13 protein-coding genes and 1 pseudogene are annotated in these 14,541 nt (G+C 72.1%); 8 read left to right on the top strand and 6 right to left on the bottom strand.

Annotated features, from left to right (window positions below; all coding sequences use genetic code 11):
* Positions 1-35 precede the first annotated feature (35 nt).
* The 3 genes from lipA (at position 36) to ACO1BR_RS01865 (ending at position 2,140) form a co-directional block, all read left to right on the top strand.
* On the top strand, positions 36-980 hold the full coding sequence (lipA, locus tag ACO1BR_RS01855) for a lipoyl synthase (RefSeq protein WP_426793234.1): 945 nt from the start codon (positions 36-38) through the stop codon (positions 978-980).
* Between the two features lie 223 nt (positions 981-1,203).
* Positions 1,204-1,419 (top strand): hypothetical protein, encoded by a 216-nt coding sequence (locus tag ACO1BR_RS01860; RefSeq protein WP_426793334.1) that lies wholly within the window; start codon positions 1,204-1,206, stop codon positions 1,417-1,419.
* A 10-nt stretch (positions 1,420-1,429) separates the two neighbouring features.
* A complete protein-coding gene (locus ACO1BR_RS01865) occupies positions 1,430-2,140 on the top strand; it encodes a DUF4191 domain-containing protein (RefSeq protein WP_426793235.1) in 711 nt (236 codons plus the stop codon).
* 271 nt (positions 2,141-2,411) lie between these two features.
* Here the strand turns inward: ACO1BR_RS01865 and ACO1BR_RS01870 are convergent, their stop codons facing one another.
* Complete coding sequence (locus ACO1BR_RS01870) at positions 2,412-2,879, bottom strand: RDD family protein (RefSeq protein ID WP_426793236.1); 468 nt, start codon at positions 2,877-2,879, stop codon at positions 2,412-2,414.
* Between the two features lie 258 nt (positions 2,880-3,137).
* Between ACO1BR_RS01870 and glnA the strand changes: the two genes are divergently transcribed.
* Positions 3,138-4,547, top strand: coding sequence for a type I glutamate--ammonia ligase (glnA, locus tag ACO1BR_RS01875; protein WP_159504224.1), 1,410 nt, complete (start codon positions 3,138-3,140; stop codon positions 4,545-4,547).
* A 376-nt stretch (positions 4,548-4,923) separates the two neighbouring features.
* On the opposite strand, the pseudogene ACO1BR_RS01880 reads toward glnA, so the two are convergent.
* The 5 genes and pseudogenes from ACO1BR_RS01880 to ACO1BR_RS01900 form a co-directional block, all read right to left on the bottom strand.
* Positions 4,924-5,166 (bottom strand): annotated as a pseudogene (locus tag ACO1BR_RS01880) (DUF3631 domain-containing protein); the annotation flags it as partial.
* A gap of 167 nt (positions 5,167-5,333) precedes the next feature.
* Positions 5,334-6,059, bottom strand: coding sequence for an MFS transporter (locus ACO1BR_RS01885; protein ID WP_426793237.1), 726 nt, complete (start codon positions 6,057-6,059; stop codon positions 5,334-5,336).
* Positions 6,014-8,065 carry a bifunctional serine/threonine protein kinase/MFS transporter gene (locus tag ACO1BR_RS01890; RefSeq protein ID WP_426793238.1) on the bottom strand — a complete coding sequence of 684 codons (2,052 nt, stop codon included), beginning with the start codon at positions 8,063-8,065 and terminating at the stop codon, positions 6,014-6,016. The genes ACO1BR_RS01885 and ACO1BR_RS01890 overlap by 46 nt, the downstream gene beginning before the upstream one ends.
* 291 nt (positions 8,066-8,356) lie before the next feature.
* Positions 8,357-8,629: a hypothetical protein gene (locus ACO1BR_RS01895; RefSeq protein WP_426793239.1), complete on the bottom strand. Its 273-nt coding sequence runs from the start codon at positions 8,627-8,629 to the stop codon at positions 8,357-8,359.
* A gap of 125 nt (positions 8,630-8,754) precedes the next feature.
* Positions 8,755-10,392 carry an AMP-binding protein gene (locus ACO1BR_RS01900; RefSeq protein WP_426793240.1) on the bottom strand — a complete coding sequence of 546 codons (1,638 nt, stop codon included), beginning with the start codon at positions 10,390-10,392 and terminating at the stop codon, positions 8,755-8,757.
* A 419-nt stretch (positions 10,393-10,811) separates the two neighbouring features.
* On the opposite strand from ACO1BR_RS01900, the gene glnII reads away from it, so the two are divergent.
* The 4 genes from glnII (at position 10,812) to ACO1BR_RS01920 (ending at position 14,529) form a co-directional block, all read left to right on the top strand.
* Complete coding sequence (gene glnII / locus ACO1BR_RS01905; RefSeq protein ID WP_426793241.1) at positions 10,812-11,834, top strand: glutamine synthetase; 1,023 nt, start codon at positions 10,812-10,814, stop codon at positions 11,832-11,834.
* A gap of 149 nt (positions 11,835-11,983) precedes the next feature.
* Positions 11,984-12,889, top strand: a complete 906-nt coding sequence (locus tag ACO1BR_RS01910) for a DUF6891 domain-containing protein (protein WP_426793242.1) — start codon at positions 11,984-11,986, stop codon at positions 12,887-12,889.
* Between the two features lie 19 nt (positions 12,890-12,908).
* Positions 12,909-13,655, top strand: coding sequence for a rhomboid-like protein (locus ACO1BR_RS01915; protein ID WP_426793243.1), 747 nt, complete (start codon positions 12,909-12,911; stop codon positions 13,653-13,655).
* Between the two features lie 247 nt (positions 13,656-13,902).
* A complete protein-coding gene (locus ACO1BR_RS01920) occupies positions 13,903-14,529 on the top strand; it encodes a winged helix-turn-helix domain-containing protein (RefSeq protein ID WP_426793244.1) in 627 nt (208 codons plus the stop codon).
* The last annotated feature ends 12 nt before the right edge of the window (positions 14,530-14,541 follow it).

Genomic DNA, 14,541 nt, shown 5'->3' on the forward strand with positions numbered 1-14,541 from the left:
CCGACGTGTCCGCAGTCGCACCCGACGGTCAGCCAATGCCGAAGCCCGACGGCCGGCGATTGCTGCGCCTTGAGGTCCGCAACAGCCAGACCCCCATCGAGCGCAAGCCCGAGTGGATCAAGACCCGGGCCAAAATGGGCCCCGAGTACAACCACCTCCAGGGCCTGGTCAAGAGTGAGGGACTGCACACGGTCTGCCAGGAGGCGGGCTGTCCCAACATCTTCGAGTGCTGGGAGGACCGCGAGGCGACCTTCCTCATCGGCGGCGACCAGTGCACCCGCCGCTGCGACTTCTGCCAGATCGACACCGGCAAGCCGCAGGCGCTGGACCGCGACGAGCCCCGCCGGGTCGCCGAGTCGGTGCAGACCATGGGCCTGAAGTACGCCACGATCACCGGCGTCGCCCGCGACGACCTGGAGGACGGCGGCGCCTGGCTCTACGCCGAGACCGTCCGGCAGATCCACGCCGCGATGCCCGACACCGGCGTCGAGCTGCTGATCCCCGACTTCAACGCGGTCCCCGAGCAGCTCGCCGAGGTCTTCTCCTCCCGCCCGGAGGTGCTCGCCCACAACGTCGAGACGGTCCCGCGGATCTTCAAGCGGATCCGCCCCGGCTTCCGCTACGAGCGGTCGCTGGAGGTCATCACCAAGTCCCGCGAGGCCGGCCTGGTCACCAAGTCCAACCTGATCCTGGGCATGGGCGAGACCCGCGAGGAGATCAGCCAGGCGCTCCAGGACCTCCACGACGCGGGCTGCGAGCTGATCACGATCACCCAGTACCTCCGCCCGTCGGTGCGCCACCACCCCATCGAGCGCTGGGTCAAGCCCGCCGAGTTCGTGGAGCTCAAGGAGGAGGCCGAGGAGATCGGCTACGCCGGCATCATGTCCGGCCCGCTGGTCCGCTCCTCGTACCGGGCCGGCCGCCTCTACCAGCAGGCCGTCGAGCGGCGCGAGGTCGAGGCGTCCAGTCAGGCGGTTTGAGGCGCCCGACGCGCCATCTTGTGAAACGTGGCACATGCTGAGAGAACGCGGCCCGCACTCCCCCAGGCTGGAGGGCGTGGGGGCCGCGTCAACGTTTCATAGGTGTTTGACCGGCAGGTCATCCGTTGGTAACACCCTTCAGTGACGATGGATGCACGCACCGCAAGACACCTCCCACACGTACTGCTCCTGTCCGTCCGACCGTCAGAGGGAGACCATCACCATGGAGGCCGCGCAGCTCCGCGCCACCGCCCGCCCCATCCCCTCCGTCACCGGTGCACTGCGTGCCGTCGAGGCCGTCCTGCTGGCCGGCGGCCAACGCACCGCCCGCCGCAACGCCTGGACGTCGGTCCTGGAGGACCGCCGCCGCGCCAAGGACCGGACCGACGCCCAGTACGTACTGGAGGCCGCGGCGACCGGTCGTCCGCGCGCCACGTAAACTTCGCTGTATGGCGAGGAAGGCAAACTCAGACGGCGCTGCCGGCGCTGAGAACCCCGGGCGACTGAAGCAGATCGCCCTGACCTACAAGATGACCCGTCGGGTCGACTCCAAGGTCGGTCTAGTCGTCGCTGGCGTGGGCATCGTCGTATTCGGCGTTCTCCTCGCCATCGGCTTCGTGATCGGCCACCCCATCTACGCGGGCGTCCTGGGCTTCGTCCTGGCCTTCCTCGCGATGGCGATCGTCTTCGGACGGCGCGCCGAGCGGGCGGCCTTCGGGCAGATGGAAGGCCAGCCCGGCGCGGCGGCGGCGGTCCTGGAGAACGTCGGCCGCGGCTGGACGATCACCCCGGCGGTCGCGATGAACCGCAGTCAGGACGTGGTCCACCGGGCCGTCGGCAAGGCCGGCATCGTGCTGGTCGGCGAGGGCAACCCGAACCGGCTCCGCGGCCTGCTGGCCGCCGAGAAGAAGCGGATGGCGCGCACCGTCGCCGACGCCCCGGTGCACGACGTCATCGTCGGCGACGGCGAGGGCCAGGTCCCGCTCAAGAAGCTGCGGACCCACCTGCTCAAGCTGCCGCGTGTCCTGCCCGGCGCCCAGGTGACCGCGGTCAACGACCGGCTGCGCGCGCTGGGCGACCTGATGAGCAACATGCCGGTGCCGAAGGGCCCGATGCCGAAGGGCATGCGGATGCCCAAGGGCGGCGGCAAGACGCGCTGACCGCTCGCGACGCGCCGGAAACATGGTGAAGCCCCGGAGCCTGGCTCCGGGGCTTCACCGTGTCCAGCACTGTCCGGGAGAAGAGCACTTCGCTGCATCCCGGAGAGCCGCATCCAGGAGAAAAGCCGGGCAGCAACCCGCCGCTCCCCCTCCTCCTACCGCTCCCACGACCTGCGACCTGCGACGGGAACCGCATACGGCATACGGCACAACGCACACCGCACACGGCCAACCGATCCGGCGATCAGGCGATCAGCACCGCGCCCACGGATCAGATCCGCACCTGCACGGAACGGCTCAGCCGGTCGTGCAGCCCCCGTCCGTCCCGGTCCCAGACCACGGCCGGGATGACGACGACGAGCAGCAGCGTGCGCAGCAGCACCCGCGGCAGCGAGATCCGGCCACCGCCCTCGGCGACCACCCGCAGGCCCAGCAGCCGCTTGCCCGGTGTGAAGCCGACCGTGCCGACCGTCAGCACGCTGAGCACGGCGAACACCACCAGCGCCCAGTTGCTCGCCGACTGCGCCTTGCCGCCGCTGAGCAGCCCGTACGCAATGAGCAGGCACAGCGCCCAGTCGATGAAGAGCGCGCCGAGACGGCGGCCGACCCGCGCGATCGATCCCGGCCCCTCCTCGGGCAGCCCGAGGCGCTGCCCGCGGTAGCCGAAGTCGACGCCCATGTCCTCGGCTGCCGCGCGGGGCCCGGAGATCCACGATCCGATTGCTTGCCTGTTGTCCACTCGTCCACGGTACTGCGACCGCATACGTTCCCCTCGCGGAGGGCTGCCGCGGGCCTCGCACACCGGCTCGACGGGGCTCCGAGGGCGCACACTGGGAGACGGGGGCGACAGCGTGCCGGTTAACCTCGGCGAAACAAATGGGTCATGCTTGGGAAATCCCGCCTGCCTATGGTCGGGCAAGCGCGCCACCGCACATGGACGCGCTCCGAGTAGCAACCCCGGGTCCGCCGGCCGGCCGACCGGGCTAGGAGGAGTTGGATGTTCCAGAACGCCGACGACGCGAAGAAGTTCATCGCGGATGAGGACGTGAAGTTCGTCGACGTCCGTTTCTGCGACCTGCCGGGCGTGATGCAGCACTTCACGATCCCCGCTGCGGCGTTCGACCCGGACGAGGAGCTGGCGTTCGACGGTTCGTCGATCCGCGGCTTCCAGGCGATCCACGAGTCGGACATGGCGCTGCGCCCGGACCTGTCGACGGCCCGCCTGGACCCGTTCCGCCAGGAGAAGCACCTCAACATCAACTTCTTCATCCACGACCCGATCACGGGCGAGCAGTACAGCCGCGACCCGCGCAACATCGCCAAGAAGGCCGAGGCGTACCTCGCCTCCACCGGCATCGCGGACACCGCGTACTTCGGCCCCGAGGCGGAGTTCTACGTCTTCGACTCGGTCCGCTTCGAGACCTCCGCGAACCAGGGCTTCTACCACATCGACTCCGAGGCCGGCGCCTGGAACACCGGCGCCCGCGAGGACAACCGCGGCTACAAGGTCCGCTACAAGGGCGGCTACTTCCCGGCCCCGCCGGTCGACCACTTCGCCGACCTGCGTGCCGAGATCTCCCTGGAGCTGGAGAAGTCCGGCCTCCAGGTCGAGCGCCAGCACCACGAGGTCGGCACCGCCGGCCAGGCGGAGATCAACTACAAGTTCAACACCCTGCTCGCCGCCGCCGACGACCTGATGCAGTTCAAGTACATCGTCAAGAACGTCGCCTGGCGCAACGGCAAGACCGCCACCTTCATGCCCAAGCCGATCTTCGGCGACAACGGCTCCGGCATGCACGTCCACCAGTCCCTGTGGCAGGGCGGCGCGCCCCTCTTCTACGACGAGCAGGGCTACGCGGGCCTCTCGGACACCGCCCGCTACTACATCGGCGGCATCCTCAAGCACGCCCCCTCGCTCCTGGCGTTCACCAACCCCACGGTGAACTCCTACCACCGCCTGGTCCCCGGCTTCGAGGCCCCGGTCAACCTGGTCTACTCGCAGCGCAACCGCTCCGCCGCCATGCGGATCCCGATCACGGGCTCCAACCCCAAGGCCAAGCGCGTCGAGTTCCGCGCCCCGGACCCGTCCTCGAACCCGTACCTCGCGTTCTCGGCCCTCCTCCTGGCCGGCCTCGACGGCGTCAAGAACAAGATCGAGCCCGCCGAGCCCATCGACAAGGACCTCTACGAGCTCGCCCCCGAAGAGCACGCGGGCGTCCCCCAGGTCCCGACCTCCCTCCCCGCCGTCCTCGACGCACTTGAGGCCGACAACGAGTACCTCCAGCAGGGCGGCGTCTTCACCTCCGACCTGATCGAGACCTGGATCGACTACAAGCGCACCAACGAGATCGCCCCGATCCAGCTCCGGCCGCACCCGCACGAGTTCGAGCTGTACTTCGACATCTAAGAGCTGGCGCCCGGCGACCTGGGCGCAAGCCTGAAACACCAGCTGTGACCTGTGGAAACTCTTCTCGTGAGTTCTCGTGGGTCACAGCTGTTTTCCGCCCTCTTGTGCACCGCCCGGCCGCTTCTCTGACTCGGTGTCAGAAACGACACGAGGGCCGCTACCCCATATCCGGGGTAGCGGCCCTCGTGGCTTGGCCGGCCTCCTGTGGCGACACCCATCGGTGGTCAGGGCGCGGAGGGTCGCATCCGGTGGTACGGGTCGACTCGTATCGGCACACGATCGGTCCGCTGATACGCGGGACGGGTGGACTCGTCCCACGCAGAGAGTCGTCCCCGCGCTGACCTGCGCGGCGACGAGTGGGACGAGTGAGTCCGGGTTACGGGGCAGTGGGCGCGGGCGGAGGGCAGTAACGCATCCAGGCGTCGGTGAACTGGCTGTGTGAGAAGCCCTTGCGCTGACCAATGTCTCCGAAGCGGTGGTTGGCGGACCTGATCTGGTAGTCGGCCAGGAGGAGTTGCAGGCCGCGTGCGCTCAGCCCACCGTTGCCGTACTCGGCCCAAGGCCCTTCCGTATCGGCTCGTAGGGCGGCGAGCAGGCTCTCGGTGGGCAGCGCGTCGGGGTTGCCGTAGGACGCGAAGGTCTACCGGATGTCCGTCAGGATGCGGATCTTCAGGCCGCCGTGGTCCTCCTCCTGACGCGCGGATGCGGGGTGCCCCCCGTTCAGGCCGAAGCCTCGGCGCTCCTCGATGTGCTCCCGAGTGGTTGCGTGCTGCCGCAGGGGGCGGGTCAGTGGGTGGGGTGCTGGGCGTAGGGCGGGAGGGGCGGTTCGGTGAGTTGGGGGAGCGTCGGGGCGGTGGATCTGATCAGGAGGGCGGCGGCGAGGCCGGCGAGGAGCGTGATGCCGACCGACCACCACAGGGCGGTGGTGTAGCCGCCCAGCGTTGCCCTGGTGATGTATTCCGCCAGCTGCGGCGGAACCCCCCGCGGGTTCAGGATCCGGCCGTTCCGGGCCGCACCGGCGAAGTTCTGCCCGAGACCGGGTACCCGTTCCATGCCGGCGGCGATGGCCGAGGACAGGATGCTGCTGAACAGGGCTGCGCCGAGCGCCCCGCCCACCTGGTTGGCCGTGCCGGTCACTGCCGAGCCCCCGCCGGAGTCAGAGGCAGCAAGGCCGGCCGTGGCGAGGGAGAGGAGCGGCATCAGGGCCATGCCGAGGCCGAGGCCGGCGAGGAGCGTGCCGGGCAGGACCAGGGCGCCGTACTGGCTGTCGGGCGTGAGGAGAGCCAGCAGCACCAGGCCGAGCGTGGTGAGCAGCAGACCGGGCGCGATCAGGTTGCGCGGTGCGATGCGGTGCAGCAGGCGGGCGGAGATCTGGGTGGAGCCGATGACGATCGCCACGGCCATGGGCAGGATCGCGAGGGCGGCCTGACTCGGGGCGTAGCCGCGGACGTTCTGGAGGTACCCCGTCAGGGTCGGGAAGAGGGCGAACGTGCCGACGCCGGCCAGGAACAAGGTGACGAAGGAGCCGACGCGATCGCGGTCCCTGCTGGCGTACGGGGGGGGAGGAGCGCGGTGGCCGCGCTGGTCTGCCACCAAGCGAAGGCGATCAGCAGGACGGTGCCGAGCGCGAGCAGGGCCAGCACCAGGAGGTCGGTCCAGCCGCGCGAGCCCGTCTGCTCGAAGCCGTAGATGAGGGCGGCGATCCCGCCGGAGCCGAACAGCAGGCCCGGCGCGTCGAAGCGGGGGCCGGTACGGACCGGGCGGTCATGGACCAGGGTGGCCGCACCGATCACGGCGATCAGGGCGAGGGGGACGTCGACGAACAGGCACCAGCGCCAGCCCAGGGATTCCAGCAACCGGCCGCCGGTGAACAGCCCCACCGTCGAGCCACCGACGGCGATCGCGGCGTAGACCCCGAACGCCCTGCCCCGGGCCTTCGGTTCGGGGAAGTCGGATGCCACCAGGGCGAGTGCGGTCGGCGTCAGCAGCGCGGCGAAGACGCCCTGTAGGGCGCGGGCCGCGACCAGCATGCCGGAGCTGGCGGCCAGGCCGCCGACCGCGGCGGCCGCCGCGAAGCCGACCAGACCGGTGATCAGCATCCGTTTGCGGCCCACGAGGTCCGCGAGATGCCCACCGAGCAGCAGCAGCCCGCCGAAGGCCAGTTCATAGCCGGCGAACAGCCAGTTCAGGTCGGTGGCGCGGAGGTGCAGATCGGCCATGATCGCCGGCACCGCCAGGCGCAGGGACGCCGCGTCGAGCAACACGAACAACTGCACGAAGGCGACCACCGCCAGGCCCCACCAGCGCCAGGGGTGCGGGGCCGACGGGTCCTGGGCGAGCGGCGGGGACGGAGCTGCGGGCCAGGTGTGGGAGGCCATGCCCGGGGGTGGTCCGAATCCCTGCGGGGGGACGGCGTACGCCGGGGCCGTGGGCGCGTACGCGGGCGGCAGGGGTGCCGACGGCTGCGGCTGCGGCTGCGGCTGCCCGGACGGGATGCGCGGGTCCGCGACGGGCACCGGCGCGCCGGCGGGCGCGGGACCGGGCGTGCCGGCGGTCGTCTCGGGGGCGAAGTCCAGCAACTGCGCGGCATGACGGCCGAGTTGGGCCAGCACCGCGCCCGGCAGCCACTCCCCGTCCGTGCCCGTGTCCTTGTCCGTGCCCGTGTCCTTGTCGGTGTCCGCGTCCTTGTCCGTGCCCGCGTCCGACGCCGTGCGGGCCGCGACCTGCTGGAGGGTGGGCCGCCCGGCCGGGTTCTTGTCGAGACACCGGCGTACGAGGTCGAGCAGCGGCTCCGGTACGCCGGTCAGGTCCGGCTCCTCCTCGGCGATCCGGAAGAGGTGGGCGTTCAGCCCGGTCTCCGTGGCGCCGAAGAGCAGGCGTCCGGTGGCGGCGTAGACGAGGACGGCGCCCAGGCAGAACACGTCGCTGGCAGGGGTGAGTTCGAGACCGCGCACCTGCTCGGGCGACATGAAGCCGGGGGAGCCGATCAGCATGCCGGTGCGGGTGTGCAGGCTGTCCCCGGCGAGGCTGTCCATGGCCCGCGCGATACCGAAGTCGATCACGCGCGGCCCGTCCACGGTCACCAGCACGTTGGACGGCTTGAGGTCCCGGTGGATCAGGCCCGCCCCGTGCACCGCCTGCAGGGCGAGGGCGAGGCGGTTGGCCAGCACCCGCACGGAGTTGTCGGGCAGCGGCCCGAAGTCGTTCGCCACCACGGTGGTCAGGTCGGGCCCCGGGATGTACTGGGTCGCCACCCAGGGCACCGCTGCCTCCGTGTCGGCATCGAGCACGGCCGCCGTCCAGGAGCCCCCCACCTTCCGGGCGGCCGCCACCTCACGGGCGAAGCGCCTGCGGAACTCCGGGTGTTGTGCGTGCTCGGCCTGGACGACCTTCACCGCGACGGTCCGCCCGGCTTCCGAACGGCCCAGATAAACCAGGCCCATACCGCCGGCGCCCAGGCGGGCGATCAGGCGGTACGGGCCTATGCGCGTCGGGTCTGAGGAGATCAACTGGTCCACGGTGGAAAGGTAATCCACGGCGCGGGCCGCGGCACCGGATTCCGCGCTTCCTCGTCATCCTTCCTGGCGTGGAGTCCAGAACGCTGTATCGATCCAGCGATACAGCGATACAGCGATACAGCGATACAGCGCTGCATCGCTGGATCGCGGCGCCGTTGGATCGCTGGACGGCCGCGCCGCTGGCCCCTGCGCCGCTGTTCGAGAGCGGCCGGGGGGCCGGGGGACCGACGCGCGCCGGCCCGGGGCGTGTGGCGCTCCGGGCCGGCAGTCGGAGCAACTGAGCGGGCTGGGTCAGCAGTTGTCGTAGATCAGGGCGCGGACCAGGCGGCAGGTGGTGTCGGAGGGGCGGTGGACGCCGATGGCGAGGGCGGTGGTGCGGATCTTGCCGTTGGTGGCGTGCTCGGGGCGGTAGACGCCGGTGTCGAGCAGGGCTATCGCCAGGCGCATCGCCTTCAGGCGGCGGTTGTGGGATTCGTACCGCTCACGGGGCCATCCGGCGGGGAGCGGTTTCCTGGGCAGCGGGTGGGTCGGGAGAGGCTTCGTCATGAGTGTGGCTGCGGCCATCCGGCAGACCTCCTGGAGCGTTGAGAACCCTCACTTACTGGTTCCCATTTTACCGCCGGGCACTGACAAAAGCCGCTGGCCAGGGGGGATTTGACGGCCGCGGGCGGCGGTGGCGCGGGCGGGTTTCAGGGAGCCGTCGCGGCCGTCGCGCGCAGGCGCTTCTTGTCGGGCTTGCCCACCGGGGTCAGCGGGATGGTGTCCAGGACGTGGACCGCGGCGGGGGCGTACAGGGCGCCCTTGTGCGCGGTGACGTAGGCGCGGAGGGCGGACAGCGAGACGTCGTCGGCGGAGTGGCCGGGGGCGGGGACAATGGCGGCGTGCACCTCCTCGGCGTCGTCGGGGGTGCGGACGCCGTAGACGGCGGAGTCGGCGACGGCGGGGTGGGCGTGGAGGAGGTCCTCGATCTCCGCGGGGTGGACGTGGCCGCCCACGACGATGATGACGTCCTTGAGGCGGTCGACGAGGTAGAGGCGGCCCTCGGCGTCCAGGTGGCCGACGTCGCCGGTGCGCACCCAGCCGTCGCGCAGGACCTGCGCGGTGAGTTCGGGCTGCTTCCAGTAGCCGGACATCGCCCCGGTGGAGCGTACGTGGACCTCGCCGGGCTCTCCCGGCGGCAGGTCCCGGCCGTCCGCGTCGCGGATGGCGAGGGTGACGCCGGGCAGCGGGCGGCCGACGGTCATCGGGCCGTCGGCGGCGAGGGCGGTGTGGTCCGCGGGGCCCGCCTCGGTGATCGACATCGCCTCGGACTGGCCGTACCAGCCGTAGAGGACCGGCCCGAAGACCTCCGCCGCGCGGCGCATCCGGGACGGGGAGGCGACGCAGCCCCCGTAGGTGATGCGGGTGAGGGAAGCGAGGTCGGTGGTGGGGAGGGTGGGGTCGTCGAGGAGGCGGTAGAGGAGCGGGGGCAGCAGCCAGAGGTGGGTGATGCGCTCGCGGGGGATGGCGGCCAGGACGGCGGTGGGGTCGAAGCGGCGGTGGAGGACGACGCTGCCGCCTGCCGCGAGGGTGAAATCGGCCATGATGCCCGCCAGGTGGGCGAGCGAGGTGCAGGCCAGGAGGCGGGGCGGGTCGCCGGCGCCTTCCAGGCGGAGGCCGCCGAGCATCTCGGCGAAGGAGGCGTGGGCCATCCGGACTCCCTTGGGGATACCGGTCGTTCCGCCGGTGTGGCGGATGCACCAGTCGTCCTCGGGTCGGGCGGCGGCGGCCACGGTGGGGGTGGCGGGGAGGGCGGCACAGGCGGCGAGGAGGTCGGGGCCGAGGGGCACCCGGTCGCCGGGCGTACCGGGCGCCGCGTCGTCGGTCTGCTCCCCTGAGGGGCCGGGCAGCGGGCCGAGGGTCATGACCTGGGGGCGGGGACCGGTGAGATGGCCGAGCAGGGCGCGGGCCGTGTCGCGCAGCGCCGGGTCGACCACCAGCAGCGCGGTCTCCACGCTCTCGGCGATACGGGCCAGGGTCTCCGCGGCCATGCCGTCGTAGAGGAACACCACCCGCGCGCCGATGAGGTTGGCGGCGTACCGGGCGGCGAGCACCTCCGGGAGGTTGCCGCTGAGGAGGGAGACGGTCTCGCCGCGGCCGATGCCGCGGCCGGCGAGGACGGCGGCCATGCGGTGCACGGTGGCGTGTAAGGCGCCGGCGCTGACGTCGGGGCGGCCGTCGGCGGGGGTGAGGACGGCGCGGACCGGGTCGCGGGCGAGGGCGGCCAGGACGGTGTCGACGTAGCTGGTGAAGACGGGGGTGGGGGCGGGGGCCGGGCTGGCTGCCATGCGGGGCTCCTTCGGTGCGGACGGAGAGGGGCGGGTGGGGCCGGGGCGGGTACCGGTGGACCGGGCCGGGTGCGGGCGGCCTCCGGCGCCTCCGACGGTAGGCCGGTTCGTTCCTGCCTTCCATGGCCAGTATCGCCAGGTGGTGAGGGCTGGTCGGGCATAAGGCGGCCCGGGGCCCTGTCTGCCCGCCCGCGGCGCGGCAGGCGGGCAGGCAGGCAGACAGGCAGGCGCCAATTCCGCGGCCGTGTACGGGAGTTCGGAAACGGCGGGTGATATATGGTGAATTCTCACAGAATGCGGCGATGTCCGACTGGGTAACCTGCGGTTCACATACGGGCAACGGACGGGAAACGGCCTGTTGCGAGAGTGCAGCGGTACGCCCGCACGCGTACCCGCACCGACCCGTATAAGAGGACCCCGTGACCATCAAGGCCGAGTACATCTGGATCGACGGCACCCAGCCGACCGCCAAGCTCCGTTCCAAGACCAGGATCCTGGCGGACGGTTCCGAGCTCCCGCGGTGGGGGTTCGACGGGTCCAGCACCAATCAGGCCGAAGGCCACTCTTCGGACCTCGTGCTGGAGCCGGTGTTCAGCTGCCCGGACCCGATCCGCGGCGGTGACCACCTGCTGGTGCTGTGCGAGGTGCTGAACACCGACCTCACGCCGCACTCCTCCAACACCCGGGCCCTGCTGCGTCCGGTGGCGGAGCGGTTCGCCGCGCAGGAGCCGATCTTCGGCATCGAGCAGGAGTACACCTTCCTCAAGGGCGAGCGCCCGCTGGGCTTCCCCGAGGGCGGCGGCTTCCCGGCCCCGCAGGGCGGCTACTACTGCGGTGTCGGCGCCGGCGAGATCTTCGGCCGGGAGATCGTCGAGAAGCACCTCGACCTGTGCCTGGCGGCCGGCCTCGGCCTGTCCGGCATCAACGCCGAGGTCATGCCCGGCCAGTGGGAGTTCCAGGTGGGCGCGCTGCCGCCGCTGGAGGTCGCGGACCACATGTGGGTGGCGCGCTGGCTGCTGCACCGTACGGCCGAGGAGTTCGGCGTCTCCGCGTCGCTGGACGCCAAGCCGGCCCGGGGCGACTGGAACGGCGCGGGCGCGCACACCAACTTCTCCACCCGCGCGATGCGCGAGGGCTATGACGCGATCATCACCGCCTGCGAGGCGCTGGGCGCGGACGGCAAGCCGCTGGAGCACGTCCGCGAGTACGGCACCGGTATCGAGGAGCGGCTGACCGGCGCCCACGAGACCGCCCCCTGGGACCAGTACTCCTACGGCCCCTCCGACCGCGGCGCCTCGGTGCGCATCCCGTGGCAGGTCGAGGTCGAGAAGAAGGGCTACATCGAGGACCGGCGGCCGAACGCGAACGTGGACCCCTACGTGGTGACGCGGCTGATCGTGGACACCTGCTGCACGGAGCTGGAGCGCCGCGAGCAGGTGTGACGCCCGCGCCCGAACCGCGGTGGCGCGGGCGTGAGGTGGGGCCGGACCCGGCGGGTCCGGCCCCTTCGCATGCCCGCACCCGGCGCCGGACGGTCGCCGGTCGCGGGCGCGCGGGGCCGGCTGTCAGTGGCGGGTGGCACGCTGGGGTCATGCTTGCGATCACCGCCAAGACCGAGAGCGGGCCGGCCGTCGCGCGGCCGACCGCGGACCAACTGACCGCCCTGCTGCGGCGGATCGGCGCCGAGGACGACCACTTCGTCGTCGTCGAGCGGCTGCCCGACGAGGACCAGGTGTTCGTGCAGACCTGGCGGGAGGGCGACGGGCCGTTCGCCGTGGAGTTCCGCGACGGCGGGCCGGACCGGCACTTCACGGCTGAGACCGCCGACGCCGACGAGGTCATAGCGGTCTTCCTGGCGTGGGCGCGCGGCGCCGAGACCTGGCGCACGGCGCTCGACTGGCGGCCGGCGGAGCTGTATTCCACGCCCGGTCTGGACCCGGAGACCCGCGAGCAGGCCGAGGAGCAGGCCCTTGAGGACATCCGGTCCGGCTTCTGGACGTTCGAGGACGTCGTGCAGGGCGTGTGCGACGCCTTCGATACCGAGGAGACGCCGGTCACCCGGGACGAGGCGCGGCGGATCGTCGCGGGCCTGTGGGAACGGCGGTTGGCCGAACAGACGGAGTGGCCCGAGATAACGGACGCCGACCGGGTCGAGCGGGCGTTCACCGCGCTGGACGCGCAGGGGCTCACCGCCCGGATGCACTTCACCTGCTGCGGCAACTGCGCGCTCGGCGAGATCGGCGCCGAGCGCGCCGAGGCCGACCGCGGCTTCGTCTTCTTCCACCACCAGGACACCGCCGCGGCGGCCGGGGGACACGGTCTTTCGGTGCGGTACGGCGCGTACGAGGATGGCGGGGCGGACCGCGCCGAGGTAGGGCGGACAGTGGCGGACGCGCTGACCGGCGCCGGTCTGACGGTGGAGTGGGACGGCGATCCGGACACGGTCGTCGAGATCACCCCGCTGGACTGGCGCAGGCGGCTGCCGGCGGGGAACTGAGCGGAGCGGAGGGACCGGCGTGGGGACGCGGGGGCGAGCGGTGCGGCGCGGGGCGCTGCCGTGGGCGGCACCGCTGTATGTCGGGGTGCTGCAGTTCGGGGCGTATGCCACCGGCCGGCTGCCGGGGCGGCGGCGTGCGGAGCTGCTGCGCGCGCACTCCACCAACGTCGCCAATCTGCGGGCCGGCCGGTGGGGCACCCTCGCCACCAGCGCGGCGTTCGTGGAGGAGCCGCTGCCGGCGGTGTACGGCGCGGCGCTGCTGGCCACCCTTGGTACGGCCGAGGCCCGTTGGGGCGCCGGGCGCGCCGCGGGGGTGTTCGCGGCCGGGCACGTCGGCGCCAGCCTGCTGGTGTACGCGGGCCTGCGCGCCCGGCGGGGCTCCTGCTCCGGCGGCACCGCGCGGGCCGTCGACGTCGGGGCGAGCTACGGCTTCTGTGCCACGCTCGGCGCCCTCGCGGCGACGGTCCCGCACCGGGGCGCGCGGCTGGCGGCGGTCGGGGCTCTGCTGGTGCCGGCCGCGGTGCCGGTGGTCCGCCGCGGCCGGACGTTCACGGACGCGGGGCATCTGGCGGCGCTGGCGCTCGGGATGGCGATGGGCGCCACTGGGGTCGCGGGGGCGGATTTCGGCCACCGCGCGCGGCGCCTCGGGGCGGCCCTGAGGGGCAACTCCGGTGCGGGGAAGGGAAGTCGGGGGCGGGACCTGGCCGGTCCCGCGGGTGGTGCGGCCGGCGTGCGGCGGGATCGCGTCACCGCGGAGGTGGTGTGAAGGACAGAACAACGGCTGTCTGGTTCAATAGGCCCATGGCCAGCCTTACCGACACCGCGACGGGTCGCAGCGACCTTGAGCCTTTCTGGCCGTCCCGGCAGGCGCACGCATTCGACCGTCTGTGTTGCCGCGCGCACTGAGCGCGGGCCCGCACCTTTTCCTCCCGACACCGCTGACCGGTGTCTCCAGCCCTGCCCGCGCGCACGACGTCCCCCGACGATCCCCTGCGCGAAAGAGCTGACTTCCGATGACGAATCTCCGTACCGTTCCCGCCGGTTCCGCCACGGCCGCCGTTCCGCACCCGTCGCAGCAGCGTCACCGGTTGCGCGCGGTGCCCTCCGACGAAGCCACCGCCGGGAGCAACGCCCGCCCCGCCGCCGTCCCGGGTGCCGCGGCGCCGCGCCACAGTGCGCAGCAGGTCGCCGAGCTGCTGAACTCCGGCGCCACCTGGCTCCCGGCGCCGGAGCACAGCCTGCCCGCGCTGCCCGGCCAGCCGCCGATGGTCGGCTACCTCGTCCTCGTTCCGGCCGAGGCGGCCCCCGCCCCACAGCCGCCCGCCGACCCCGCACCGCCGGGGTGGACCGGCGACGAGACCGTACGGATCGACCCCGAGCGGCGGACCGCGCAGGTCCGGGGCCGGCAACTGGACCTGACATACCTCGAATTCGAGCTGCTGGCCCATCTGGTCGCGCATCCGCACCGGGTGCACACCCGCGACCAGTTGGTGACCACGGTGTGGGGGTACGGGCATGTCGGCGACGGGCGCACCGTCGACGTCCATGTCGCCCGGCTGCGACGGAAGCTGGGCGTCGAGCACCGGTCGTCGATCGTGACGGTGCGGCGGGTCGGGTACAAGTACGTGCCGAGCGCCTAGGTGCGGCGGCCG

Origin of the sequence: Streptomyces sp. YGL11-2 (genome assembly GCF_050054615.1) — a bacterium.
GTDB lineage: Bacteria > Actinomycetota > Actinomycetes > Streptomycetales > Streptomycetaceae > Streptomyces.